The organism is Citrobacter sp. wls619, assembly GCF_005281345.1.
In the GTDB taxonomy this organism is placed as follows: domain Bacteria; phylum Pseudomonadota; class Gammaproteobacteria; order Enterobacterales; family Enterobacteriaceae; genus Citrobacter.
This window is the reverse complement of the sequence record NZ_SZXJ01000095.1, coordinates 251,187-276,431: the sequence shown is the minus strand read 5'-3', so window position 1 is coordinate 276,431 and position 25,245 is coordinate 251,187. Positions and strand designations below refer to the sequence as shown.

The window sequence follows — 25,245 nt, the reverse complement described above, 5'->3', positions numbered from 1 at the left end:
TCAGCTTTTCTCCCACTGTCGGATCAGATTCCAGACCACGGTCAGAGAGAGCGAACGTTCATGCGCCAGCAGCATCATGGCTTCCAGTGCGGGTATGGAGTCGATATTATCGACTTTGATCTCCTGCCAGCGGTTCCAGAGCGCGGCTTCTTCCTCCTCGCCGGGAACCTGGTTGCGCCCCTGACGAACGTGGATCCCCATTAGCCGACGGCGGGCGCTGATTTCAGCAGTCGATATCCCGAAGTAGTGGCTGATTAACGCTATTGAGCCGCCAAGCTGCACCGCCTGGCCGACCAGTTGCTGGAATTTCTGTTCCTGACGCACCTGAACCAGCATCTTGCGCAGTACATCATGGTTGATGGTGATTTTCAGGAACTGTGCCGAGGTGTTGCCCATGTGCATTAGTTCTTCAAAGGTCAGGGCGTTAAGTTCGTTTAACTCTTCGCGGTCAAAGCCCAGCGCTTCGCAATAGCGCACATTGCCGTCCTTCAGCGCCTGTATCACCTGTGACAAAACGGCCTGATTAATCGTCGGCAGCATGTTGTGCCTCCTGCTGGAACTCTTTGATCCGGCGGACAATACGGATCAGCCGGAATGCTTTAATAAGGAATTCATCGCTGAAGAAGAAGCCGTCTGCACCGTGTTGAAAAAAGAGCGTAGGCGTCAGCGCGGCGGCCAGATCTTCCGTCAGCGGGATCTCGTTGAGTGCCGCCAGCAGCGCCCAGCAGGCGCGTGACTGTGGCCGGGTGAACATGGGGTGATCTGATGCGAATGGCATCACCTGGAAGCCAATGCCATTTACATCGGCATCTGAAATTATCCGATCATCGATGGCGTAATGTTCTGCCAGATCCCACGCCAGGCGATCGCTGACCGAGCGTAAGGACTCCGTGGTATCCCACAGTTGTGGGATGCGCCAGATATCCGTAACGGGTTCGGTCCCTTCACACAATAGCGATGGCGCTTCTTCTGGCTCAGGCAGAGGGTCTGGCGTGCCAATGTCCTCTTCCTCTGCTTCAGGTTTACGCCTGCGCGTTGCCGGTCGCGGCTCGGGTTCTTCCGGTGGAACATAAGGCGGTGGTTCAGGTGTGGGGCCGAGCACGGCCTGACGTTTTTGCTCGGAAGGATCAACGTCCAGCAACAGCAGGTTGTAGTCAACGTTCAGCTCCTGACTCATCAGCCCCAGCAGCTCATCCTGTACCCGCTCGATGGCGAAGTCTTCAGGCTGGTCGTTGAACAGCGACAGCGCGGAGGAAAAGAGATTATCAAAGGAACCGGTATCTTCAGCCTCATGGCGTAGCCAGAGATGTAATGATGCCGCCCGCAATGACAGCAGCTTTTCCACCTGCGAGCGGCCCATTCCCGCGTACAGCACTTCGGGGATGCTGGGCAGCAGGTATTCCAGCGCCTGTTCCATGCGGCTGATGTGCGACTGGTTGATAGGATAGCCGTCGTTCTTCAGATGCTCCGCCAGCTCCCGTTGTGAAAGCTGGCAATCTTCCACCTGTTGGTACAGTTCCCGCGCCTTGTTGATCCCCAGCGCTCGCTCGATGAAGCTGAGTTTGCCGTGCAGATCGTTTTCCGCCAGATGGCCGATCAGGCATCGCAGTTCGCCCAGCATGGGTTGATCGGATGTACCGGCCCACGGCTTGTACAGACACTGAATGCGCCAGAACCGTTCATCATGCGTTTCACGCCACAATTCATTGAGGATCGACAGGCGGGTATTGCCGCCGTTGGCGATGATGAACCAATCCTGATCGGGACGGCGGGTGATCGGCGGCGGAGTGTCCAGCCCGCGATGGCGGATCGATGCCTTGATGTCGTCATAGTTGGGGTTACGCATCAACCGTGGGTTGAGATCATAAGGGCGGAGCTGCTCCAGCGTGACGGTCATCGAGGTTTCCGTCAGCGGATCGGCGAACCGTTCATCGGGCGATCTTCCACGATCAAAATTGCCCTGTAGCAGGCGGGACTGGAGTTCCGTCGAAGTCAGCTTGTTGTTCATGACCCGACTCCTTGCTGGCTGAGTGATTCGAAGCGGGTTTGGTCGCTGATAAATCGGGTTCGTACAGTGCCTATCGGTCCGTTGCGCTGTTTGCTGACAATGACTTCAGCGATGCCCCGATCCAGCGTGTTGGGATCGTACAGCTCGTCGCGGTAGAGGAATAAGATGACATCCGCATCCTGCTCGATAGAGCCGGAATCGCGCAGATCGGCATTGCAGGGGCGTTTATTAAGGCGCGATTCCAGCGCCCGGTTAAGCTGCGACAGCGCCAGTACCGGGCAGTTGAGTTCCTTCGCCAGCGCTTTCAGCGATCGGGAGATCGTCGAGATCTCCTGATTGCGATTCTCCGCTCCGCCGCTGCGCATCAGTTGTAGGTAATCAACCACGATCAGCGAGGGAAGCCCGTACTGGCGCAGCGATCGTCTGGCCCGACTGCGTAGCAGGGATGGGGTGAGGATTCCGGAATCATCGAGCAGCAGACGATCTTTCCATTCAGCCATCAGGGTGTTGGCGCTGAGGCCAATCTGTTGCCAGTCATCATCACTGAGATCGCCGCTACGTAGCCGGGTTTGTGAGACGTGCCCAATCAGAGATACGAACCGCAGCAACAGCTGTTCCGCCGACATTTCCATGCTGTAGATTTGCACCGGCTGCGTGGGGCGTAGCATTAGCGCATTCACGCACAGCGTTAGGGCAAAGGCAGTTTTGCCGACGGAGGGGCGAGCGGCGGCGATAATCAGGTCGGCAGGCTGGAATCCGCAGGTCAGGGCATCGAGCTGTTCCAGCCCGGAAGGTGTGCCGCTGAGGCTGCCACGTTCAGCCTCGTAGCGCTGGGCGATGCTTGCCAGTACATTGTCAAAGCAGGTACTGATATCGGTCAGGCCGCCATCCTGATGCGACTGCGCAATGGCAAACAGCTTTTGTTCGGCAAAGGTCAGTACATCGGCCACATTGCTACGTGGCTGGCCTGCCATATCGCTCAATTCATTGCCTAATAACAGAAGCTGGCGCAGCTCGCCGTAGCTGGCAATGTATTGCGCGTAGGGAATGATGTTGGCAGCGCTGGGCGTGTTTTTGGACAGTACTGCCAAGTAGGCGAAACCGCCCACCTGTTCGAGCTGCTCCTGCTGTTCCAGCGATTCACTTAGCGTGATCAGATCGATGGGGTTTCCCTGTTCGATCAGGGCCTGCATATGGGAATAAATCGTCCGGTGCGCAGAGATGAAGAAGTCCTGCGCGGAAATCTGCGTGGTAACGTCATCCCAGCGATCGTTATCCAGCATCAGCCCGCCGAGTACTGATTGTTCCGCCTCGACAGAGTGGGGCGGTTGTGGCCGCTTGCGCTTACTCATCTCGATTACCCTCCTGACAGGCCAGAAAAGCTTCCCACAGCCGGGTTTGTTGATGTGGAGGCAGAAGTAATAGTGGTAAATCGCTGGAGTAGAGCGGCTTATTGTTAGACCAGCCGATTTCAAACAGCGGCCAGTTTCTGGGCGCGGTCAGCGAACCGGACGTATCCCGTAGCTCGTTCTCATCTTCCAGGTTGTAGCAGTCCACCTTTTCCGGTGGGATATGCCAGAGTAGCGACATTAATACCGGTAGCGTTTCCCGCGCTTCTTCACGATCGGCAGCTTCAAAGAACACGATCACTTCATCGTCTTTCTCGAAGGGATACTGGGCGTAATAAGAGCAAAATGCTCGCCAGATTTTCCGTTTCATGCGATGCCCTCCATCTGTTGATGGGGCAGGGCGAGAAATTGCGGGAATAGTTCTTTTGCCAGCATCTGCATGGTTTCAGCCGCGCAGGGTGTTGTGCGTCCTTTCGGTCTGGCAGCATCCAGCCGATGCACCGGCATACCCAGCGATGCCGCACGGCGATAGGCCACGCTGGCGTAAACTGGCGTCATCAGGATCTCGGTGGGCACCAACAGCTCCTGCTCCTTTTGTTTGTGCTGGAGAACCTGAAGCAGGTTGTGATGAATTTCGCGGGCGTCGTTGGTGTGGTCGAGCTTGTTGATCACCGCTTTCAGCGGCGGTAGCGGGATGCCATAGCGGGTGAAGGGCTGGAGATCCCGGTACATTTGTAGCGTGCCGCGCAGGAACTCGCGTGCAGAGAGCATTTCCGGCAGTACCGGGGAGATAATGAGATCGCTGGCTAACAGCACCATTTCCAGCGCGATGGTGCGTGCGCCAATGGTATCGATCAGAATGACGTCATAGCCCGTTATCTGGCGTACCAGATGGCGCAGGCGGATTACGCCGTCGGGCGCAGCCTGAAGCAGGCTCATCAATTCGCCGCGCGGATCGTTAGAGATGATGATATCCAGTCCGGGAATGGAAGTGTGCGAGATGATGATGGCTGGATCCAGCTCGTTTTGCGCGATAAGCTCGTAGATCCCGCCGGGGGCTTCATTATCAAGAGGGTAATAGCTGCTGAGCGTCGGCTGTCGGATATCGGCGTCAATCATCAGGACTTTCAGCCCTTGATCGGCCAGGTAGCCGCCGAGGTTCGCCGTATCGGTGGTTTTCGCCACGCCACCTTTGGTGGAGAGGATGGCGGCAATTAGTGTAGGTAAACTGTGTGCATCTGCGTTTTTCATAACCAGTGCCTTTTTCGTTGTCTGAAAAGGGCTTCACTGTAAAAACGCTGATTTGTTAGTAGGTTAAGTTACCCGATCGCTTTGATTCAAAATCAACCGTAGAAATACGTGCCGGTTCGAGTCCGGCCTTCGCACTCACCCTCTAAACACCTCCTTCCTGTGCCACTCCACAAACCCTTCTTTTGGATAATTCTCGCGTAACATCGGTAGAGCAATCTCCTTTCCGTCGAAATCCCAGAACAGTCTGCCCACCATGCTGCTGCCATTTACTGCGGGTGACACCTGAACCCGCATACTCTCATCCAGCCCAATCGAACCTTTATCAAAGGCTTTATGGTGGATTGCGCACAGCGCAAGGCCGTTTGAAACCTCGCACGGGCCGCCGTGCTGTTTCCATTTAATATGGGCGGCTTCAAGCGCAACCGAAGTGCTGTCGTGGCGCATATTGAAGCCACAAATGGCGCATTCATAGTTATAGGCACGCAGAACCTGCTGGCGGAACAATGGGTCCCGCTGTTTGCGGATTTGCAGGATATCAAATCCCAGTTCATCCGCGATCTCTTCCTGAATGCTTTCGGTGAAGTGCGCCTCGAGGATGTGCTGGGCCAGGGCGTTGATGAGGTTGTTACTCTTTTTCAGCAGGGCAAAATGTTGTTCATCAAAGCCTCCGGCAACGTTATGCGTCACCAGTTCTCCGGCTGGGGGCTGTTTGCTGCTGCCGGATGTTGAACAATGCTCGGCATTTTGTAGCTCCCAGAACCCATCTCCCTGTAAGCGCTAGAAGGGCATATCGGGGCGGTACTGCGCGCGCTGTGGCCCAAATCGCTCCAGCAGGCTATGCAACGGGTCGCGAACTTCCGTACCGTAGTTAAACAGGCGACCGTGACCCTGCTGATAACCCGCCAGCACATGAAGCAGCAGCAGGGGCTTGTGCGGCGCGCGCTGCTCGCCTTTACGCCAGATGGTGATGTCGGCAATTGCCTGTTGCAGGGTTTTACTGGAAGTCATTGATTTCATTATCAGGTAAATAATTGCGATGATGCTCGCAAATTATCACCTGATCAACAGGTGTGAGGCCGATACACTATCGATGTCACTTTATCGCTTACCTGTAAAAGCTCAAAAAGGCGCCCAAAGGCGCCCGCAGGCGCCTCAAGGACACTCTCACCTCTTCGACTCTTTCCCCGCAATCACCGCGATAAACTCCAGCACCTGCTTTTGCTTGCGTGCGGAGAGCTTTTCTACTTTGCGCAGCGATTTCATCAGCGCTGACTCTTCGGGCTGGGGCGTTTGGGCGGTGAGCACGATGCAGCCTTGCATTACGCGCACATCGACGCGGGTGCCGGTGTCGAATCCGGCGGCTTTCAGCCACATCCCCTTCATCACGATGGACGGAAACTGGACGTACTTCACCGGCAGACGGCTGTAATCGGGATAACGGCTCGCATATCCCACCTTCAGGCGACGGTTATCTGCGGCGTGCACTTCTGGATCAAACGAAACTGCAATACAATGCGTATCAGTCATGGTGGCTATTCCCTATAAATAGTTACTGCGATTAGCGATGCGGGGGTGTTGGTAGCACCTTCGCATCGCGCTAATAAAACCCCTGTAAATTACGCCAGTACCTCGGGTGAAGTCCAGATGTAAATACAATGAAATAAGCGCGATTAGCACGCTTTTGGAATAAATAGAAAACCCCCTCATCCCAATAATTCCGTATTATTCACCATATAAATTCATCACCTTTTACACGCCCAAATATTCCCGCGTTCCAGAAAACAACGCCTGTCTGCATCAGGCCAAAAATGCGATCTAACTCACTGAAGCAAATAGCAAACTCTGAAACAACACCGTTTTGTACACTTTGCTTTACACTTTTAGTGATGTAAATCACAAATATCACTCCGTGAAGTGATCCGACTCTCACAAAATGAGGTGTACTCATTCAGCAATACATTACGAGCACAGCCTGGAAAGTTAAGTTTTCAGTATTTCCACTCTCCGCAGACACACTACGATGAATGGCAAATCGAAACGCAAAAAAAAACTTGTTGAATATTAACGGGTAAAAAAAAGGCGTGTGATTTGCATCACTCACATTTACAGCTTTTTAAATTATTGCCAGTGATTAATGTTGACCGGGCTATTTCCATAATCAATCAAATCTTGCATAGTGCCTCCACATTATTTCTCCCCCTGGATCAGGAGGCGAATAGTTATATTTCATCAGACTTTATTGATGAACCAGGTATGCTTTACTTCACATTAATACGTACATGACCACTGTTACTGGAGAAACAAAATGAATTATCCGGCAGAACCCTTCCGTATTAAAAGCGTTGAAACTGTATCTATGATCCCGCGTGATGAGCGCCTTAAGAAAATGCAGGAAGCGGGTTACAATACTTTCCTGTTAAACTCGAAAGATATTTATATTGACCTGCTGACCGACAGTGGCACCAACGCGATGAGCGACAAGCAGTGGGCCGGAATGATGATGGGTGACGAAGCGTACGCGGGCAGCGAAAACTTCTATCATCTGGAAAGAACCGTGCAGGAACTGTTCGGCTTTAAACATATTGTTCCGACTCACCAGGGGCGCGGCGCAGAAAACTTATTATCACAACTGGCTATTAAACCAGGGCAATATGTTGCCGGGAATATGTATTTCACCACCACCCGTTATCACCAGGAAAAAAATGGTGCGGTATTTGTCGATATCGTGCGTGACGAAGCGCACGATGCCGGTCTGAATATTGCATTTAAAGGTGATATCGATCTTAAAAAATTACAAAAGCTGATTGATGAAAAAGGCGCTGAGAATATTGCCTATATCTGCCTGGCGGTGACGGTGAACCTCGCGGGCGGGCAGCCAGTCTCGATGGCGAACATGCGTGCGGTGCGTGAACTGACGGCAGCGCATGGAATTAAAGTGTTCTACGACGCTACCCGCTGCGTAGAAAACGCCTACTTTATCAAAGAGCAAGAGCAGGGCTTTGAGAACAAGAGCATCGCCGCGATCGTGCATGAGATGTTCAGCTACGCCGACGGTTGTACCATGAGTGGTAAAAAAGACTGTCTGGTGAACATCGGCGGCTTCCTGTGCATGAACGATGACGAAATGTTCTCTTCTGCCAAAGAGTTAGTCGTGGTGTACGAAGGGATGCCATCTTACGGCGGCCTGGCCGGACGCGACATGGAAGCCATGGCGATTGGCCTGCGCGAAGCCATGCAATATGAGTACATCGAGCACCGCGTGAAGCAGGTTCGCTACCTGGGCGACAAGCTGAAAGCCGCTGGCGTGCCGATTGTTGAACCGGTAGGTGGTCACGCGGTATTCCTCGATGCGCGTCGCTTCTGCGAGCATCTGACGCAGGACGAGTTCCCGGCGCAAAGCCTGGCTGCCAGCATCTATGTGGAAACTGGCGTACGCAGTATGGAACGCGGAATTATCTCTGCGGGCCGTAATAATGTGACCGGTGAACACCACAGACCGAAACTGGAAACCGTGCGTCTGACTATTCCACGTCGTGTTTATACCTACGCACATATGGATGTGGTGGCTGACGGTATTATTAAACTTTACCAGCACAAAGAAGATATTCGCGGGCTGAAGTTTATTTACGAGCCGAAGCAGCTGCGCTTCTTTACTGCACGCTTTGATTATATCTAAATTATTTTTATGGCCCCATCACCAGATGGGGCTTTTTTGTCTTTCTTTTCCATGAACAGGAAGCCTTTGCGGTGCCCGTTACCGTGACATAACTAAAAGAAGCAAACCCTGACTCCGACATTTTTATTATCCGCATGATGTACAAATGACAGCTGTAATTATAACGAATAGTCTACAGGAACATTTATCATGGATATTAATGCCATTGAGCGACAGAGTAGTACCCCCGGACTGATTAGCGGAACCATGTTGGTTATCGCAACCGTTGTGGGTGGCGGGATGTTTTCCCTGCCGATTGCGATGGCCGGCGTATGGTTTCCCGGCGCCTCTGTTATTCTTCTTTTTATTGCCATCATGATGTTATTAACCGGTCTGATGCTGGTTGAAGTTAACCTGCATTATGGCGCCGGTGCCAGTTTTAATACCTTTACCCAGGATTTATTAGGCCGAAAGTGGAATATCGTGGTCGGTATCGCTTTCGGCTTTGTGCTGTATATTCTGACCTATGCTTATATTTCTGGTTCGTCGGCGGTGATGGCGCAAACCGTGTTCAAATACAGCGGCGTGCGCTTTCCGGCGAATATCTCGGTGGTGATCGTCAGTATGCTGGTCGGGGCGATTGCCTGGTACAGCTCACTGCTGGTCGGGCGCATCACCACTGTGTTGATTATCGGTAAATTTATCGCGTTCTTTGCCACCTTCTCCGGGCTGGTCGGTCATATCGAAGTGGCGAAACTCGTGGACAGCGTGGCGGTAGCGCTGCCGAATTCGCAGTACCTGCCGTACATTCTGATGACGCTGCCGTTCTGTATTATCTCGTTTGGTTTTCACGGTAACGTGCCGAGCCTGGTCAAACTGTATGGCAAGGGCGGTGTCTCGCATATTACGCGTTCGATTATCATCGGTACGCTGTTTGCCCTGCTGCTGTATATCTTCTGGCTGGGCGTCACGATGGGCAACATCAGCCGTTCCTCATTCCCGCCGATTATCGCCAAAGGCGGCAATATTGACGTGTTTGTCGAGGCGATCAGCGAACTGTTCACCAGCCGGTATATGGATCTGATCCTGACCTTCTTCGGCAACTTCGCGGTAGCCAGTTCCCTGCTGGCGGCGACGCTTGGCCTGTTCGATTACATCGCTGACCTGTTTCACTTCCCGGATGACGGCATGGGCCGCCTGAAAACCGCGCTGGTGACCTACTTCCCGCCAGCCGCCGTGTGCTTCTTCTTCCCGAACGGTTTTGTGCACGCGATTGGTTACGCCGGTCTGGCCTTTACCATCTGGAGCGTGATCCTGCCGCCGTTCCTGGTGAAAGCGGCGCGAAAACGTTTTCCGACCGCCAGCTATACCGCGCCGTGTAATAACACCGTGCTCAATCTGGTGATTGTCTGTGGGGCGGTTGTTTATCTGACGGTTGTTCTGGACGTATTTGGTCTGCTGCCAACGTTTCGTTAGACGGAGTCAAAATGAAAAACGTGTTGTCTGTTCAGTCGTCAGTCGTTTATGGCTATGCCGGAAATAAAGCCGCCGTGTTGCCGATGCAGCTCTCGGGGATCGATGTCTGGCCGTTTTACACCGTACAGTTTTCCAACCACACCCAGTACGGGATGTGGCAGGGCATGGCGATGCCGCACGGCGAGCTGAGCGCCATCATCAGCGGGCTGGACGACCTGCAAAAGCTGGCGCAATGCGATGCCGTACTGTCGGGTTATCTCGGTGATAAACGTCATTGCGAAGAGGTAAAGCACGCGGTCACCACCATTCGCCAGCGTAACCCGCAGGCGCTCTACTTTTGCGATCCGGTAATGGGCGACCCGCAAAAAGGCTGCATTGTCGCGCAGGGCGTGGAGTCCTTTTTTGTCGATGACGCCATTCAACTGGCCGACATAATGGGGCCGAATCTGTATGAGCTGGGCGTGCTGACGGGCAGACAACTGCGTAGTTTTGACGAGGTGGTGGAAGCGGCGCAGCAGCTGGTGGCGTGGGGTGTGAAGAAGGTGCTGGTAAAGCATCTCGGCGACTGCTCACGTGATAAGCAGGCGTTTGAAATGCTGCTGGTGACGCCGGAACAGACGTTACACATCGCCCGGCCGCTGTATACCTTTGCCAAAATGCCGGTGGGCGTTGGAGATCTGATTTGCAGCGTGATGCTGGCCTCACTGCTCAATGGCTATGAGGACAAGCTGGCGCTGGAGCGGACGACCAGTGTTGTCGATGCGGTGATGCGGCTGACGAAAGAGCGCGACTCGTATGAACTGCGGCTGATAGACGCGCGTCATCAGATTATGGACCCACCGGTTCGCTATCAGGCAACGGTGATCTGACGCCGCAAGGGGGCTCTGTGTTTCTGACATTGCTGCGGCTTCAGCATCCGTTGGTCTACCGTTTTGCGTGGCTGCGTATTTGGGTCGTGATGTTAAGAGCGTGTGGACTGCGTAAGAGAAAGGGGTGAGCATTTTACGCCGCTGTCGCTGCCGGATGCGGCTCGCGCCTTATCCGGCCTACAAATGAGCGTGAAACGCAGGCCTACAAATAAGTGTGAAATGTAGGCCTGATAAGCGAAGCGCCATCAGGCATAAGTGCCAGGTTTTACACGCGGAAGTAGCGTGGTGGAATCAACGCAGAGAAAGCGTCGAACTTCTTCACCATCTTTTTCCAGAACAACATAACAACCATCCTCGATTTGAAACATCGGCGCTATTTTAGTCAGCGCCGACAAATCGTAAAGTCTGTCGCCTTGTTCCGTTCCTGGGGCGGTGTAAACCTTTTTGGTCACTGTGTCGTCAAATACGGTTGCCGCGAATTTGACGGGGTTGACAAGGGGTTACGCCATAAACCAGTAATAAAAGAGGCCAACCTTTAAGCCGAGGATCACAATGTAGGCGCAGCAGTATTTCATGGTGCCGGACATTATCTGGTTAGCCTGACCGTCCATTTTGGTGGCCGAAACCGCGATGGCGATGCTTTGCGGCGAGATCATTTTCCCGCCCGTTGCGCCAGAGGTGTTGGCCGCCGCCAGCCAGTTGGGATCGATATGTAACTTGCTGGCAGCAATGGTTTGCAGCTTGCCGAACAGAATATTCGAGTTGGTATCGCTGCCGGTCACAAACGTGCCCAGCGCGCCAATCACCGGGGCGAGGAAGACGTACGAGCTGCCGGTCAGATCGACAATCGACTGGGCCAGCGTGGAGATAATCCCGCTGAGATCCATCACCGTAGCCAGCGCGACGATCGCCATAATGGCGACGATAGAGTTTTTAAGCTGGAAAATGGTTTTGATAAACACTTCCAGCATCCCGCGTGCAGATGCTCCCTGAATAAAACCGCCGATGATGGTCGCAAAGATGATTAGCATTCCTGGCGTGGTCACCCATTCCACTTTCAGCGCCAGCGTTTGGCCATCGGCCAGCGTGAAATGCAGCACCGAGGCCAGTTGGGACGCCGCAGCTTTTACTGACGGGAACAACGGTGAGCACAACAGGATAAACACAAAAATAAACAGATAAATAGAGCCCACGCGGAACAACACTTTTGCCGAGCGCGGTGTGGTTTCGCGGGTATGGCTGACTTCAATGCGCCACTCGGGATCGGTTTTCCCTTTGCGCAGGCGACTGGCAATGGCCACGGCAAACAGGCTGACCAGGCTTCCGGCAAAGGCGGGCAATTCCGCGCCAAGATGGATAGCGACAAAATATTGCGGAACCAGCGTGGTGATGCCGCAAATCAGCGTGATCAGAAATACGCCGCGAATAGCCTTCAGACCGCCGCCAATAATGCAAATAATCACAAACGGCAGCAGGATATTAAACAGCGCGAGCTGCAGAATAATGGTTCCGCCGAGGGTATAAACCGGCAGGTTAACCTGTTCCGCCAGTATGGAGACGGGAATACCCACCGCACCAAACGCTGTAGGTACGGTATTTGCCACCAGAGAGGCAATCGCCGCCTTCAGCGGGTTGAATCCCAGCGCGATAAGAATGCCGATCGGAATGGCGACCGCCGTGCCATAACCCGCCGCAGCTTCCAGGAATCCACCAAAACACCATGAAATCAGCAGCACCTGAATACGCTTATCTTCGCTAATGCTGGCGAGAATATCGCGCAGAATATCCAGCGCTTTGGTGGCCTGCATGACGTTATAACTAAAGATAGCGCCGAGGATCACAATCACAATCGGCCATAATCCCTTCAGTGCGCCATAGCCTATTGCGGCTTGCAGATTCTGTGCCGGCATCGCCCAGAATATCGCTGATAGCGCGGCGGTGAATACTAACGAGATCAACACAGAATAATGGATGGGCATTTTCAATTTCAATATTAAAAATACCATCAGTAGTAACGGAGAGAGTGCCAGGGCAAACATAAAATATTCGTTCATTGCTATTCCCGATTGGTTCATTAAACCTGATTTATATTTATGACGGGGAGGCTACATTGCTGCTCTAATAAAGTATGTAAACTGAATCGCTTCAGTGAATAAAGTAATTATGATTAATGCTTTTGTAACTATTGTAATCTTTTAATTAAAACCCGCTGTCAGATAAATATACTTAAGAGTAAGCCTAATACCTATAAGTAGTTATTTAATAACCTTTTTAATAATGGTAGTGACGAGAGTAGTACTCACCTGAAACTGTTTTTAAGGTGTTAATAACGCGGTGGTTTTCAATATAAAAATGTGAGCAAGGCCGAAAGAAATAAACCAGGGTGTTGCATGCGCGAGTCGATTAGAGGATTATTTGTTTTTGTCATACAAATGAAAATACAGACATTTGCGATTGTCCTGATATAAGAAGCGGAGAGTCGCCAGCAACGGAAAACGATCCGAACATCACCATGAATCCAGGCATGAGTAAAACCAAAAAACGAAAAACTGGGCGTGATATACGGCTGAACCTTTGCTTGATATCGCGATATCAAGCGCAATAAACAGAAATGAAGCAATGGAGTAGTTATTGTGAATGTAAATTTCTTTGTCACCTGTATTGGTGATGCACTGAAATCACGGATGGCACGAGACTCCGTATTGCTGCTGGAAAAACTGGGCTGCCGCGTGAATTTCCCTGAAAAACAGGGGTGCTGTGGTCAGCCAGCCATCAACAGCGGCTATATCAAAGAAGCGATCCCGGGGATGAAAAACCTGATCGCCGCCCTGGAAGACAACGACGACCCGATTATCTCCCCGGCAGGCTCCTGTACCTACGCGGTAAAAAGCTACCCGACCTATCTGGCCGATGAACCGGAATGGGCGCTGCGTGCCGAGAAAGTTGCTGCGCGTATGCAGGATCTGACCTCTTTTATCGTGAACAAATTGGGCGTGGTGGATGTCGGCGCCAGCCTGCAGGGCCGGGCGGTGTATCACCCTTCCTGTAGCCTGACCCGCAAGCTGGGGGTGAAGGAAGAGCCGCTCACGCTGCTGAAAAATGTGCGTGGGCTGGAGCTGCTGACGTTTGCCGATCAGGACACCTGCTGCGGCTTTGGCGGGACGTTCTCGGTCAAGATGGCCGAGATATCCGGCGAGATGGTGAAAGAGAAAGTCTTACATCTGATGGATGCGAAGCCGGAGTATTTGATTGGCGCGGACGTCAGTTGCCTGCTCAACATTGGCGGCCGACTGCAACGGGAAGGCCAGCCGGTCAAAGTGATGCATATTGCTGAAGTGCTGATGAGCCGCTGAGGGGAATGAGATGTCGATAAAAACCAGCGATGTAGAATTTAAACTGCGTATTCGTCAGCAGATAGAAGATCCGATCATGCGCAAAGCCGTGGCCAATGCGCAGGAGCGTATCGGCGCGAATCGGCAGAAAATGGTCGATGAATTAGGCCACTGGGAAGACTGGCGCGATCGTGCCAGCCAGATCCGCGATCACGTTCTGAGCAATCTCGACGCTTACCTGTATCAACTCTCCGAGAAAGTGACGGAAAACGGCGGTCACGTCTATTTCGCCAAAACCAAAGAAGAGGCTACCCGCTACATTTTGCAGGTCGCGCAGAGTAAAAACGCGAAGAAGGTGGTGAAGTCCAAGTCGATGGTGACCGAAGAGATCGGCGTCAACCATGTGCTGCAGGATGCCGGAATTCAGGTGATCGAAACCGATCTCGGCGAGTACATCCTGCAACTGGATCAGGACCCGCCTTCGCACGTCGTGGTTCCGGCTATTCATAAAGATCGCTATCAGATCCGCCGCGTGCTGAACGAACGTCTGGGGTATGACGGCCCGGAAACCCCGGAAGCCATGACCTTATTCATTCGCCAGAAGATCCGCGAGGATTTCCTGAGTGCTGAAATTGGCATTACCGGTTGTAACTTTGCCGTGGCGGAAACCGGCTCGGTGTGTCTGGTGACCAACGAAGGCAATGCGCGGATGTGTACCACGCTGCCGAAAACGCACATTGCGGTGATGGGCATGGAGCGTATCGCGCCGACCTTTGCCGACGTGGATGTGCTGATCACCATGCTGGCACGCAGCGCCGTGGGCGCACGTCTGACGGGCTACAACACCTGGCTGACCGGCCCGCGTGAGGCGGATAACGTTGATGGACCAGAAGAGTTCCACCTGGTGATTGTCGATAACGGCCGTTCGCAGGTGCTGGGCTCAGAGTTTCGCGATGTGCTGCGCTGCATCCGCTGCGGGGCCTGTATGAACACCTGCCCGGCCTACCGCCACATTGGTGGACACGGCTATGGCTCAATCTATCCCGGTCCTATCGGCGCGGTGATTTCTCCGCTGCTCGGCGGCTATAAAGATTTTAAAGATCTGCCGTATGCCTGTTCGCTCTGCACGGCCTGCGACAGCGTCTGCCCGGTACACATTCCGTTGTCAAAACTGATCCTGCGCCATCGTCGCGTTATGGCGGAAGAGGGCATTACCCCGAAAGCCGAGCGCCGGGCGATCAAAATGTTCGCCTATGCCAATAGTCATCCTGGGCTGTGGAAAGTGGGGATGATGGCGGGCGCGCATGCGGCGAGCTGGTTTATCAATGGCGGCAAAACCCCGCTCAAGGTTGGCGCGATTGGTGACTGGATGGAGGCGCGCGATCTGCCTGATGCTGACGGCGAGAGCTTCCGCAGCTGGTTTAAGAAACATCAGGCGCAGGAGAAAAAGAATGGATAACCGTACCGCGTTTTTAAACACCATCGCCCAGGCGCTGGGCCGCCCGTTGCGCTTCGAACCGCAAGCGGATGCCGCGCCGGTGAACAACTATGCCAACGAGCGCCTGACCGAACTTAGTCCCGAGCAGCGCTGCGATGCGTTTATTCAGTTTGCCAGCGACGTGATGCTGGCCCGCTGTGAGCTGACTCGCGAGGACCAGGCCGCAGACGCGGCGCTTCGTCTGTGCGAAGAATTGGGTCGACAGCCAGTGGTGCTGAGCGGTGACAGCCGGTTGGTGGAACTGGGGATAACCGAACGCCTGCAGCAGGAATGCAATGCCGTGGTCTGGGACCCGGCTCGCGGGGCAGAGAATATTACCCTGGCCGAGCAGGCGAAAGTCGGTGTGGTGTATGCCGAATATGGCCTGACCGAGTCCGGCGGCGTGGTGCTGTTTTCTGCACCCGAGCAGGGGCGTTCCCTGAGCCTGTTGCCGGAGTCCTCGATATTCGTGCTACGTAAAAGCACCATCCTGCCGCGGGTGGCGCAACTGGCAGACATTCTGCATCAGAAAGCGCAGGCCGGTGAGCGGATGCCGTCGTGCATTAACATCATCAGTGGACCCAGTTCAACGGCGGATATTGAGCTTATCAAGGTGGTTGGGGTGCATGGCCCGGTGAAAGCGGTGTATCTGATTATTGAAGATTGTTGAGGCAGGATGGAAAACCGCTCTGGCAGTGACGCCAGAGCGGGACAGATTTTATGCAATCATGCTGATGATCAACACGATTATCAGGCCAACCACGGAGTTTACCAGCTCCAGCAGACCCCAGGTTTTCAGCGTATCCTTCACCGACAGATCAAAGTAGCCTTTGAACAGCCAGAACGAAGCATCGTTGATATGGGTCAGCGTGTTGGAGCCAGCCGCTGTTGCCAGCACCAGCAACGCCGGGTCGACGCCCACCAGTTGACCGGTTGCCGGGTCGAGGATTGCTGCGCTAATAATCCCCGCCGCCGTCATGGCTGAGACCACGCCCTGACCCGTTGCCAGACGAATCAGCACGGTTATCAACCACGCCATGATGTAGGGAGAAATATTGCCGTGTGACATCAGCATGCCGATGGTATCGCCGATGCCGGTATCGATAATGGTTTGCTTCAGTACGCCGCCCGCGCCGATGATCAGGATCACCATGGCGATGCTTTTCACCGCGTTTTCAAAGGCGTTCATCACCCACTGCATGTCATGGCCGCGTGCGGTACCAAACAGCACGAAGGCTACAACCATGGCAATGAACATTGCGATTGGGGAAGAGCCTAAGAAGTTGACCACTTCCCAAGCCTGCGTCCCTTTGACCAGCCAGATGTTAGCGATGGTGGTGGAAATCATGATGATCGCCGGGATCAGCGGCACCAGAATCGACACACCGAAGGACGGCAGGTTGTTCTGGTCAACCGGTACATCGGCTTTCATAAATGAAGGCGTTGGGCGTTCAAGGTTACCGAGGAATTTCGGCAGGATCAGACCCGCGCAGATAACGCTCGGAATGGTCACCAGAATACCGTAGATATAGACCATACCCATGTCGGCACCATAGGCGTTTACCAGTGCCACCGGGCCCGGCTGCGGCGGGAACAGTGAGTGTGCGGTGGTCGCTGCGGCAACGGCCGGAATGGCCAGTTTCAGGAACGGGATCTTCGCTTCTGCGGCAATGACGATCACCAGCGGCGCCAGCATAATAAAGGCCACTTCGTAGAACATCGCCAGGCCGAAGATCAGGCCGATAATGATCACCGACAGCTGCACATAGCGCAGGCCGAGTCGCGCCAGCAGCGTATGGGCAATCTGATGCGCCGCCCCGGAATCGACCATCAGTTTACCGATGACCGCACCGAACACCACGATAATTGCCAGTTCACCCAACGTACCGCCGAAGCCGGATTTCATGGTGTGCAGCAGCTCCATTAAATCCATTCCCGCCAACATGCCGACGGAGAGTGCCGCCAGCAGCAGGGCGACCATTGAGTTTATTTTGAAACGCAAATTGAGCACCAGCATGAGGCCGATGCCGAATACAACCCACAGAATATTGAGAACGTGCATAAAACGTCTACCTTGTTTTGGTTGAACCATTATGATTTTGGTTGAGATGTTACATATATTGGTCAACCTATGATGCGATGGATGTCACATTGCGTTACATGTTTACATTAATACTGGGTTGTATGGCCGTTAATTAGCGGTATGGTCAGCAGATATCGTGATTTGGTTAACCAATTTATCGCTTCAGGTTGACATGTAATACCAAAAGGAGGAATTTATGTGCCATATCGTCGAGTCCATAACGTAAACGAGGAATAAAACATGGAACAGACATGGCGCTGGTATGGTCCTAACGATCCGGTCACCTTAGCGGATGTGCGTCAGGCGGGTGCAACGGGCGTTGTCACTGCCTTGCACCATATCCCGAACGGGGAAGTGTGGACGGTTGATGAGATCCTCAAACGCAAAGCGATTATTGAACAGGCGGGCCTGGTCTGGTCGGTTGTCGAAAGCGTGCCGATCCACGAAGACATCAAAACCCGTTCCGGTAACTATCAGCAGTGGATTGCCAACTACCAACAGAGTTTGCGCAACCTGGCGCAGTGTGGTATTCGCACTGTGTGCTACAACTTTATGCCGGTTCTCGACTGGACCCGTACCGACCTGGAATACGTCCTGCCGGACGGTTCCAAAGCGCTGCGTTTTGACCAGATTGAATTTGCCGCCTTTGAGCTGCATATCCTCAAACGCCCGGGTGCGGAAGCGGACTACACCGCCGAAGAGATTGCACAGGCGAATGAACGCTTCACCACCATGACCGAAGAAGATAAAGCGCGTCTGACCCGCAATATCATCGCCGGTCTGCCGGGGGCGGAAGAAGGCTATACCCTTGACCAGTTCCGTCAGCACCTTGAGCGCTACAAAGATATCGATAAAGCCGCGCTGCGCGAAAACTTTGCCGTCTTCCTGAAGGCGATTATTCCGGTTGCTGAAGAAGTTGGTGTGCGCATGGCGGTACACCCGGACGATCCGCCGCGCCCGATCCTCGGCCTGCCGCGCATTGTTTCCACCGTGGAAGATATGCAGTGGATGGTTGATACGGTCAGCAGCATGGCGAACGGTTTCACCATGTGCACAGGCTCTTACGGTGTTCGTGCGGACAACGATCTGGTTGATATGATCAAACAGTTTGGCCCCCGCATTTACTTCACCCACCTGCGTTCCACGCTGCGTGAAGATAACCCGAAAACCTTCCATGAAGCGGCGCATCTCAATGGTGACGTGGATATGTATGAAGTGGTGAAAGCGATTGTTGAAGAAGAGCATCGCCGTAAAGCCGAAGGTAAAGAAGATTTGATTCCGATGCGCCCGGATCACGGCCACCAGATGCTGGACGACCTGAAAAAGAAAACGAACCCAGGCTACTCCGCGATTGGTCGCCTGAAAGGGCTGGCGGAAGTGCGCGGTGTTGAGATGGCTATCCAGCGCGCTTTCTTTAGCCGTTAAATCAGACCGGCCGGCAACCTGTCGGGCCGGCTTTTTCTTTTCTCTTCCCGTCGGCATTTCCGGCGGGTTCTGGAGTTCACGATGACAACGACAATTGCCAATAGCAACCTGCCGGTTGCGCGCCCTGCATGGGATAATTCGCGCCTGCAATCCCGTATTGTTCACCTCGGATGCGGCGCTTTTCACCGTGCGCATCAGGCGCTGTACACCCACCATCTGCTGGAAACTACGGACAGCGACTGGGGTATCTGTGAAGTGAACCTGATGCCGGCTAATGACTGCATACTGATTGAAAACCTGCGCAAGCAGCAACTGCTGTATACCGTGGCGGAAAAAGGCGCGGACAACACCGTACTGAAAGTGATCGGCTCGATGAAAGAAGCCATGCACCCGGATCTTGACGGCTGCGACGGTATTTTGCGTGCGATGGCGCGTCCGCAGACGGCGATTGTCTCGTTGACGGTCACTGAAAAAGGTTACTGCACGGATGCCGCCAGCGGTCAGTTAGATCTCAATAACCCGTTGATTAAACACGATCTGGCAAATCCGACCGCGCCGAAATCGGCAATTGGCTATATCGTGCAGGCGCTGCATCTGCGTCGTGAGCAGGGTCTGCCGGCCTTTACCGTGATGTCCTGTGATAACGTGCGTGAAAATGGCCACGTGGCGAAAGTCGCGGTGCTGGGGCTGGCGCAGGCACGCGACCCGCAGCTGGCGCAGTGGATTGAAGCCAATGCCACTTTCCCATGCACCATGGTGGATCGCATTGTTCCGGCGGCGACGCCAGAAACGTTGCAGGAGATTGCCGATCAACTGGGTGTTTACGATCCGTGCGCCATCGCCTGTGAACCGTTCCGACAGTGGGTGATTGAAGACAACTTCGTGAACGGTCGCCCTGACTGGGATAAAGTCGGCGCACAGTTCGTTGCCGACGTGGTGCCGTTTGAAATGATGAAACTGCGCATGCTTAATGGCAGCCACTCTTTCCTTGCGTATCTGGGCTATCTCGGTGGTTATGAAACGATTGCCGATACCATGACCAACCCGGCGTACCGCAAAGCCGCGTTTGCCTTGATGATGCAGGAACAGGCGCCCACACTGTCGATGCCGGAAGGCACCGATCTCAATGCGTATGCGACGCTGCTGATCGAGCGTTTCAGCAATCCATCCCTGCGCCATCGTACCTGGCAGATTGCCATGGATGGCAGCCAGAAACTGCCGCAGCGCCTGTTGGACCCTGTTCGCCTGCACCTACAAAACGGCAGCGACTGGCGGCATCTGGCGCTGGGTGTGGCGGGCTGGATGCGCTATACCCAAGGCGTGGATGAGCAGGGGCAGACCATTGACGTTGTCGACCCGATGCTGGCGGAATTCCAGCGCATCAATCAGCAGTATCAGGGCAGTGAACGCGTTATGGCCCTGTTGGGATTAAGCGGGATCTTTGGCCATGATTTAGCGGAAAACGCGGATTTTGTGGAAGCGATTATCGAGGCTTATCAGCAACTGTGCGAGAAGGGCGCACGCGAGTGTGTCGCAGCACTGCACGCTGACGCATAACGCCCGAACTATGACGGGTCAATCAAAATATCTTTTTGGTTGACCCGTTTTCTGTTTTTGGCTTGCCGCAAATGCTATAGTTCAGGCGACATAAAGGTTATTTGTAGGCCTGATAAGGTGCGTCCTGCCATCCGACCTACGGATCTGAATAAACGCATCTGACGGATAGAACATAATGAAATCGAACACTTCTCAGCAAAGACCCTACCAGGAAGTGGGGGCCATGATCCGCGATCTCATTGTCCAGACGCCATACCAACCCGGCGAGCGCCTGCCCCCGGAGCGTGAAATAGCCGAGATGCTCAATGTCACCCGTACGGTGGTGCGCGAAGCGTTAATCATGCTGGAAATTAAAGGGCTGGTGGACGTGCGCCGCGGCGCCGGGATCTACGTTCTCGACAACGCGAACGCGCAGACAATCGACAGCACGGATATTAACCATTGCAATGATGCGGGGCCTTTTGAGCTGTTACAGGCACGCCAGCTATTAGAGAGCAATATCGCCGAGTTTGCTGCATTGCAAGCCACGCGTGAGGATATCGTCAAAATGCGCCAGGCATTGCTACTGGAAGAACGTGAGCTGGCGTCCAGCGAGCCGAACGGCTCGGAAAGCGGCGACATGCAGTTTCACCTTGCCATTGCCGAGGCCACGCACAACAGCATGCTGGTGGAGCTGTTTCGTCAGTCATGGCAGTGGCGTGAGAACAACCCGATGTGGATCCAGTTGCACAGCCACCTTGACGATACCCATTACCGTAAAGAATGGATGGGCGACCACAAGCAGATCCTGGCGGCACTCATTAAAAAAGATGCCCGAGCGGCCAAACTGGCAATGTGGCAGCATCTGGAAAACGTTAAACAGCGACTGCTGGAGTTTTCAAACGTTGATGATATCGACTTTGATGGTTATCTGTTTGACTCCTGGCCGTTGGATACGGTTAGCGCCTGATTTTAATTGCTCTTTTACAACGTGGGCTATCCCGGCCCGCGTATCACTTCCCGCTGATTTCCTCTGACTATTTTCCCGGTCTGGACGCGACGTAAAATAATGTTTCCATCAATGCAAATGGCGTTTTTTGCAGCGTCATTGCGGGGCGAAAATTGACATATATCAATTAAAAACAACTTATTTTCGCGTGCAAAAAAATGCATCATTTACCTTATCTTTACCTTTTCGTGCTTATTTTTCGACAAAACAGGTCAATGCGAAGTGAGAATCACACTGATTTGTCCAACGGTTAGTGCCGTTAATGTGTACGTAAAGGCGTATAAAAACAAAGGATTTAGATAAAAGTAGACATTAATCACGCTCTGTAACCTATTGGTCAGAATGATGTTTTGATTGCGCAGGTTGATGACTCGTCCAGCCGCTCCCATTTTAATCAAGTGAGTAAGAATAAATATTCGTAAAGTTAAAATTACACATTATTCTACAATCAAGTTATCTTTCATTTGAAATATCGTTCCACTTTTTTTGGGTTTATTAACAGTTTCATTACTATTGTGATTTTTTTTTACCGTTGACATGTTTTTACACTGGCTGCATATTTCATCGCCATAAGCGTGTTATTGCGTCAGGAGTTAAATATGCCTTCTCGAGATTATCCCGATATCCGAAAAGCCAGGGGTACCCGATCTAAAGATATGGTCCTTTTAAGTGCCCGTGTTGATACTTCTCTTTGGGAATATGTCCGAACACTGGCATTTGAAACGCGTAAAAGTAAACAAGACATTATTGCGGAAGCGTTAATGTTACATCGCTCTATTAATGAGAGCGAAAGCGAAAGTTCAAAGTAGTATCTCTCTGTTCGGGTTTTATTTAAAACCCAAAATGAAATATGTCCTGCCACTTCATTATTACCTTTATCGGTATGTTTTTTGGTGTGTTATTGGTGTTTCCCCTTAATCCATAGGGGACTTTTTTATGCAGGCGTTTTGCCTTCATAACAAAGTTGATAGCAAAATTCACAATTAAAAGTGAGTAACAACATGAAAAAGTCAGTAGTGGCATTAGCTGTAATGGCATTAGGGGTAACCTCCGTTCATGCAGCGGAAATTTATAATAAAGATGGCAACAAATTGGATCTGTACGGCAAAGTAAAAGCGGTACATTCCTGGACTGACGGTAAAGATGCTGATGGTACTTACGCGCGTCTGGGTTTTCGCGGTGAGACTCAAATTAACGATCAACTGACCGGTTACGGCCAGTTTGAGAGTCAGTTTGATGCTTCTAAGGCAGAAGGGTCACAGAATGGCGTTAATACACGTCTGGCGTTTGCTGGTCTGGATTACGGCCATGACGTTAGCTTTGACTACGGTCGTAACTACGGTATCGCTTACGATGTGGGAGCTTACACTGACACTCTTTCAGAGTTCGGTGGCGACTCCTTTGAGGATACTGACCGTTTCCTTACTACACGCACTTCTGGCGTTGCAACACTCCGCACCAAAAATCTGTTTGGTGCCGTTGATGGTCTGAACGTTGGCGCGCAGTATCAGGGCCAGGATGACTCTAACGCTAACCCGGCAAAACAGCACGGTAATGGCTACGGCTTCTCGCTGGGCTATGACAATATTGCGGATTCAGGCGTCTCTGCCATTGCGACCTATACCACTAACTCCGTGACTGCTGAGCAGAAACGTAGCGGCTGGGAAGGTGACAACGCTGAGTTCTGGGGCGCTGGCCTGAAATATGACGCGAATGCTATCTACGTTGCAACCATGTACGGCGAGTCCCACAACCTGATTCAGGATGCGGACAAAGCACAGCATTTTGAAGCGATGGCTGCCTATGTGTTTGATTTTGGCCTGCGTCCGAACGTGGCATACGTTCATGCGCGTGACAATAACAACACAGACCTGACCGAATACGTTGCGCTGGGCACTGATTACTACTTCAACAAAAACATGGTGGCCGATGTAGGTTATAAAATTAACCTGCTTGATGGCAAAAACGACGATAACCAGGTTGTTGCTGGCCTGACTTACCAGTTCTAAGTTTTTGTGATGATTGCAAAAGGCGTCTTTAGTAAGACGCCTTTTTTACATGTTTTTGAGGCTCACATCGGTTGGTTTTGCTCCGACTGTCGATCGCTAAATAGCCATTTCCAGATATCCACTTTTGCCCATGCAACGGCACAGAGAATGAGGTAAAAAAGAGGATTATGCGTAATGGAAATACGCATGACCTCCATCAGGTCTACATGCAAGTTTCCGGCTATTGCCATGTTGATAACAAAAATAGACGCAATAGCACTGACCAGTAAAATAATAATGGCCTGTATTTTGGCTACCGCCGGAAACTTTCCGGAAGCCCACTGCCACAAGAAAACGGTTGTTAGCAGAAAGATAATAAACAATCCTGTCGCACCAAATAGACCAAAGTTTTTATAATCGCCTACCGTGCTAATTAAACCAGCCAGAATAATCAACCCAAGTATGAGTTTTTTCAACCTCGACATGTACCCTTCCCGGAAGTGTTGTTGTAATTTAATTAATATGTCCATTTTTACGCATGTGCTATCAGCAAATGTATATGCGTAAAAGTGAATTATAAAGTTTTTAGAGAGGTGTTTGACTGTTATTTGCAGGTTATTAAATGCTGACATTTAATTGCAGAGTAATCTGATGAGGATATATTTATGGCGTTAGCCGAGTGATGCTCTTTACAGACTATAAGCTGTTGTTTATACCCTGGATAATTCGAGTATATATCAGCGTTTCGTGCTAATCAGGCGTGATCAGGAGGCGGGAAACGCGGCTATACAGCACCAGTCTCCGTTTTCCTGACGGTAGATAGATTCGGTATGCCCTGGGATCACCCATTCTTCCTCCCTGCCAGCAACACAGTCGATGTAGATACAGAGTCCGCAGCCACCGCGTAGCTCGCGGGGAATATCCGCCACCCGAAAGCGGACCCCTGCGGCCTGTAGCATCTTGCGCATTTTTATGACACCGACGGTGGAATGAAACAAGAACAGCGTTTCCTTCATTGACGTTTCCCCTGACGCTGGCCTATCAACGCAGCCCCGATGGCACCGGCAAACTGTGCGTCGGGATGGGTGTGTACGGGAATACCGACATGGTCTTCAAGCATACGGGCAAAGGCGTGACAGTGGCTGACTCCGCCGGTAAATAGCAGCGGCGCCTGGGCTGAAAGCCGCCCGATAAAGTTCGCGCTGCGTCTGGCCATCGCGTTGATCACGCCAGCCAGAATCGCCTCCGGCGCGATGCCCGCAGAGCGCAGGCTAATGACTTCTGACTCGGCAAATACTGTACACATGCTGGTAATAGCATGCGGTTCGACGCCAGCGGTAATCGTATCCAACTGCTCTACGCTGGCACCGAGGGTGCGTGAGATGACGTCCAGAAACCGCCCGGTTCCGGCAGCGCACTTGTCATTCATTAAGAAATCGCTGAGATTGCCATCGTCATCCAACTGGATGACTTTACTGTCCTGACCACCGATATCAATGACTGTGCGGGTGCCGGGAGCCAGCAATCGCGCCCCCAGTCCGTGGCAGGAAATTTCAGTGACCTGTTTGTCGGCATAATCGACGAGCTGCCGTCCGTACCCGGTGAGGGTCAAAAATGGCCTGTTCTCCAGCCCATCCTGCAACGTTTCCCATGCCTGCGCGATCGCATCTGCGGGGCGAAAAGGCGTTGGGCAAAGGAAGCGGCGTCTGATGACGTTACCTTCCAGCAACACGCCTTTCGTCGCCGTGGAGCCGGAATCAATCCCTATTGAGTATGTCATCCGCGTT

At 52.6% G+C, this 25,245-nt stretch carries 23 protein-coding genes and 1 pseudogene; 11 read left to right on the top strand and 13 right to left on the bottom strand.

Features of this window, described 5'->3' with window-relative positions; all coding sequences use genetic code 11:
- The 8 genes and pseudogenes from FDX19_RS18620 to FDX19_RS25170 form a co-directional block, all read right to left on the bottom strand.
- Window positions 1-540 (bottom strand): DUF2857 domain-containing protein, encoded by a 540-nt coding sequence (locus FDX19_RS18620; RefSeq protein WP_137383867.1) that lies wholly within the window; start codon window positions 538-540, stop codon window positions 1-3.
- Complete coding sequence (locus FDX19_RS18615) at window positions 524-2,008, bottom strand: ParB family protein (protein ID WP_137383866.1); 1,485 nt, start codon at window positions 2,006-2,008, stop codon at window positions 524-526. The genes FDX19_RS18620 and FDX19_RS18615 overlap by 17 nt, the downstream gene beginning before the upstream one ends.
- A complete protein-coding gene (gene dnaB / locus FDX19_RS18610; RefSeq protein ID WP_137383865.1) occupies window positions 2,005-3,360 on the bottom strand; it encodes a replicative DNA helicase in 1,356 nt (451 codons plus the stop codon). Before dnaB ends, FDX19_RS18615 begins: the two co-directional genes overlap by 4 nt.
- A complete protein-coding gene (locus FDX19_RS18605; RefSeq protein ID WP_137383864.1) occupies window positions 3,353-3,727 on the bottom strand; it encodes a hypothetical protein in 375 nt (124 codons plus the stop codon). Before FDX19_RS18605 ends, dnaB begins: the two co-directional genes overlap by 8 nt.
- The gene (locus tag FDX19_RS18600) at window positions 3,724-4,608 is read right to left on the bottom strand and encodes a ParA family protein (RefSeq protein ID WP_137383863.1); all 885 of its coding nucleotides are present in this window, start codon (window positions 4,606-4,608) and stop codon (window positions 3,724-3,726) included. Before FDX19_RS18600 ends, FDX19_RS18605 begins: the two co-directional genes overlap by 4 nt.
- A 135-nt stretch (window positions 4,609-4,743) precedes the next feature.
- Window positions 4,744-5,616 (bottom strand): annotated as a pseudogene (locus FDX19_RS18595) (phosphorothioated DNA-binding restriction endonuclease).
- Between the two features lie 156 nt (window positions 5,617-5,772).
- Window positions 5,773-6,135, bottom strand: coding sequence for an endoribonuclease SymE (gene symE, locus FDX19_RS18590; RefSeq protein WP_137383862.1), 363 nt, complete (start codon window positions 6,133-6,135; stop codon window positions 5,773-5,775).
- Window positions 6,136-6,334: 199 nt separating this feature from the next.
- Entirely contained in the window at window positions 6,335-6,505 is a 171-nt protein-coding gene (locus tag FDX19_RS25170; protein ID WP_170974400.1) for a hypothetical protein, read from the bottom strand.
- 408 nt (window positions 6,506-6,913) lie between these two features.
- On the opposite strand from FDX19_RS25170, the gene FDX19_RS18585 reads away from it, so the two are divergent.
- From FDX19_RS18585 to pdxY, 3 genes are all read left to right on the top strand, one after another.
- On the top strand, window positions 6,914-8,284 hold the full coding sequence (locus FDX19_RS18585; protein WP_137383861.1) for a tyrosine phenol-lyase: 1,371 nt from the start codon (window positions 6,914-6,916) through the stop codon (window positions 8,282-8,284).
- A 189-nt stretch (window positions 8,285-8,473) separates the two neighbouring features.
- Window positions 8,474-9,739: an aromatic amino acid transporter gene (locus FDX19_RS18580; protein WP_137383860.1), complete on the top strand. Its 1,266-nt coding sequence runs from the start codon at window positions 8,474-8,476 to the stop codon at window positions 9,737-9,739.
- An 11-nt stretch (window positions 9,740-9,750) separates the two neighbouring features.
- Complete coding sequence (pdxY, locus tag FDX19_RS18575; protein ID WP_137383859.1) at window positions 9,751-10,608, top strand: pyridoxal kinase PdxY; 858 nt, start codon at window positions 9,751-9,753, stop codon at window positions 10,606-10,608.
- Window positions 10,609-11,108: 500 nt separating this feature from the next.
- Here pdxY and FDX19_RS18570 read toward each other — a convergent pair whose 3' ends face one another.
- On the bottom strand, window positions 11,109-12,662 hold the full coding sequence (locus FDX19_RS18570) for an L-lactate permease (protein WP_137383858.1): 1,554 nt from the start codon (window positions 12,660-12,662) through the stop codon (window positions 11,109-11,111).
- A gap of 579 nt (window positions 12,663-13,241) precedes the next feature.
- Here FDX19_RS18570 and FDX19_RS18565 point away from each other — a divergent pair.
- The 3 genes from FDX19_RS18565 to FDX19_RS18555 are packed head-to-tail and all read left to right on the top strand — an operon-like array spanning window position 13,242 to window position 16,087.
- Window positions 13,242-13,961, top strand: coding sequence for a (Fe-S)-binding protein (locus tag FDX19_RS18565; protein ID WP_137383857.1), 720 nt, complete (start codon window positions 13,242-13,244; stop codon window positions 13,959-13,961).
- A 10-nt stretch (window positions 13,962-13,971) separates the two neighbouring features.
- On the top strand, window positions 13,972-15,399 hold the full coding sequence (locus FDX19_RS18560; RefSeq protein ID WP_137383856.1) for a LutB/LldF family L-lactate oxidation iron-sulfur protein: 1,428 nt from the start codon (window positions 13,972-13,974) through the stop codon (window positions 15,397-15,399).
- Window positions 15,392-16,087, top strand: a complete 696-nt coding sequence (locus FDX19_RS18555; RefSeq protein ID WP_137383855.1) for a lactate utilization protein C — start codon at window positions 15,392-15,394, stop codon at window positions 16,085-16,087. Before FDX19_RS18560 ends, FDX19_RS18555 begins: the two co-directional genes overlap by 8 nt.
- A 48-nt stretch (window positions 16,088-16,135) precedes the next feature.
- Here the strand turns inward: FDX19_RS18555 and gntP are convergent, their stop codons facing one another.
- Window positions 16,136-17,479 (bottom strand): gluconate permease GntP, encoded by a 1,344-nt coding sequence (gene gntP, locus FDX19_RS18550; protein WP_137383854.1) that lies wholly within the window; start codon window positions 17,477-17,479, stop codon window positions 16,136-16,138.
- A gap of 261 nt (window positions 17,480-17,740) precedes the next feature.
- Here gntP and uxuA point away from each other — a divergent pair, with 261 nt between their 5' ends.
- The 5 genes from uxuA (at window position 17,741) to FDX19_RS18525 (ending at window position 23,479) form a co-directional block, all read left to right on the top strand.
- Window positions 17,741-18,925: a mannonate dehydratase gene (gene uxuA, locus FDX19_RS18545; protein WP_137383853.1), complete on the top strand. Its 1,185-nt coding sequence runs from the start codon at window positions 17,741-17,743 to the stop codon at window positions 18,923-18,925.
- 81 nt (window positions 18,926-19,006) lie between these two features.
- Complete coding sequence (locus FDX19_RS18540) at window positions 19,007-20,482, top strand: fructuronate reductase (protein ID WP_137383852.1); 1,476 nt, start codon at window positions 19,007-19,009, stop codon at window positions 20,480-20,482.
- Window positions 20,483-20,657: 175 nt separating this feature from the next.
- Window positions 20,658-21,431 (top strand): Uxu operon transcriptional regulator, encoded by a 774-nt coding sequence (gene uxuR, locus FDX19_RS18535; protein ID WP_137383851.1) that lies wholly within the window; start codon window positions 20,658-20,660, stop codon window positions 21,429-21,431.
- A gap of 638 nt (window positions 21,432-22,069) precedes the next feature.
- Window positions 22,070-22,279, top strand: a complete 210-nt coding sequence (locus FDX19_RS18530) for a hypothetical protein (RefSeq protein WP_137345740.1) — start codon at window positions 22,070-22,072, stop codon at window positions 22,277-22,279.
- 192 nt (window positions 22,280-22,471) lie between these two features.
- Window positions 22,472-23,479, top strand: a complete 1,008-nt coding sequence (locus tag FDX19_RS18525) for a porin (RefSeq protein ID WP_137383850.1) — start codon at window positions 22,472-22,474, stop codon at window positions 23,477-23,479.
- Window positions 23,480-23,541: 62 nt separating this feature from the next.
- On the opposite strand, the gene FDX19_RS18520 is transcribed toward FDX19_RS18525, so the two are convergent.
- The 3 genes from FDX19_RS18520 to yjiL all read right to left on the bottom strand — a co-directional run bounded on the left by FDX19_RS18520 (window position 23,542) and on the right by yjiL (window position 25,238).
- Window positions 23,542-23,943, bottom strand: a complete 402-nt coding sequence (locus FDX19_RS18520; protein WP_137383849.1) for a hypothetical protein — start codon at window positions 23,941-23,943, stop codon at window positions 23,542-23,544.
- Between the two features lie 279 nt (window positions 23,944-24,222).
- Complete coding sequence (locus FDX19_RS18515) at window positions 24,223-24,474, bottom strand: DUF3343 domain-containing protein (RefSeq protein ID WP_137383848.1); 252 nt, start codon at window positions 24,472-24,474, stop codon at window positions 24,223-24,225.
- A complete protein-coding gene (yjiL, locus tag FDX19_RS18510) occupies window positions 24,471-25,238 on the bottom strand; it encodes a putative 2-hydroxyacyl-CoA dehydratase activator YjiL (protein WP_040230242.1) in 768 nt (255 codons plus the stop codon). Before yjiL ends, FDX19_RS18515 begins: the two co-directional genes overlap by 4 nt.
- Window positions 25,239-25,245 lie beyond the last annotated feature (7 nt).

Coding starts and splice junctions, on each gene's coding strand:
- pdxY (WP_137383859.1), top strand. CDS start 9,751: ATGAAAAACGTGTTGTCTGTTCAGTCGTCAGTCGTTTATGGCTATGCC.
- symE (WP_137383862.1), bottom strand. CDS start 6,135: ATGACTGATACGCATTGTATTGCAGTTTCGTTTGATCCAGAAGTGCAC.
- FDX19_RS18615 (WP_137383866.1), bottom strand. CDS start 2,008: ATGAACAACAAGCTGACTTCGACGGAACTCCAGTCCCGCCTGCTACAG.
- FDX19_RS18515 (WP_137383848.1), bottom strand. CDS start 24,474: ATGAAGGAAACGCTGTTCTTGTTTCATTCCACCGTCGGTGTCATAAAA.
- FDX19_RS18540 (WP_137383852.1), top strand. CDS start 19,007: ATGACAACGACAATTGCCAATAGCAACCTGCCGGTTGCGCGCCCTGCA.
- dnaB (WP_137383865.1), bottom strand. CDS start 3,360: ATGAGTAAGCGCAAGCGGCCACAACCGCCCCACTCTGTCGAGGCGGAA.
- FDX19_RS18600 (WP_137383863.1), bottom strand. CDS start 4,608: ATGAAAAACGCAGATGCACACAGTTTACCTACACTAATTGCCGCCATC.
- yjiL (WP_040230242.1), bottom strand. CDS start 25,238: ATGACATACTCAATAGGGATTGATTCCGGCTCCACGGCGACGAAAGGC.
- FDX19_RS18585 (WP_137383861.1), top strand. CDS start 6,914: ATGAATTATCCGGCAGAACCCTTCCGTATTAAAAGCGTTGAAACTGTA.
- FDX19_RS18525 (WP_137383850.1), top strand. CDS start 22,472: ATGAAAAAGTCAGTAGTGGCATTAGCTGTAATGGCATTAGGGGTAACC.
- FDX19_RS18560 (WP_137383856.1), top strand. CDS start 13,972: ATGTCGATAAAAACCAGCGATGTAGAATTTAAACTGCGTATTCGTCAG.
- uxuA (WP_137383853.1), top strand. CDS start 17,741: ATGGAACAGACATGGCGCTGGTATGGTCCTAACGATCCGGTCACCTTA.
- FDX19_RS18570 (WP_137383858.1), bottom strand. CDS start 12,662: ATGAACGAATATTTTATGTTTGCCCTGGCACTCTCTCCGTTACTACTG.
- FDX19_RS18520 (WP_137383849.1), bottom strand. CDS start 23,943: ATGTCGAGGTTGAAAAAACTCATACTTGGGTTGATTATTCTGGCTGGT.
- FDX19_RS18555 (WP_137383855.1), top strand. CDS start 15,392: ATGGATAACCGTACCGCGTTTTTAAACACCATCGCCCAGGCGCTGGGC.
- uxuR (WP_137383851.1), top strand. CDS start 20,658: ATGAAATCGAACACTTCTCAGCAAAGACCCTACCAGGAAGTGGGGGCC.
- FDX19_RS18530 (WP_137345740.1), top strand. CDS start 22,070: ATGCCTTCTCGAGATTATCCCGATATCCGAAAAGCCAGGGGTACCCGA.
- gntP (WP_137383854.1), bottom strand. CDS start 17,479: ATGCACGTTCTCAATATTCTGTGGGTTGTATTCGGCATCGGCCTCATG.
- FDX19_RS18605 (WP_137383864.1), bottom strand. CDS start 3,727: ATGAAACGGAAAATCTGGCGAGCATTTTGCTCTTATTACGCCCAGTAT.
- FDX19_RS18580 (WP_137383860.1), top strand. CDS start 8,474: ATGGATATTAATGCCATTGAGCGACAGAGTAGTACCCCCGGACTGATT.
- FDX19_RS18620 (WP_137383867.1), bottom strand. CDS start 540: ATGCTGCCGACGATTAATCAGGCCGTTTTGTCACAGGTGATACAGGCG.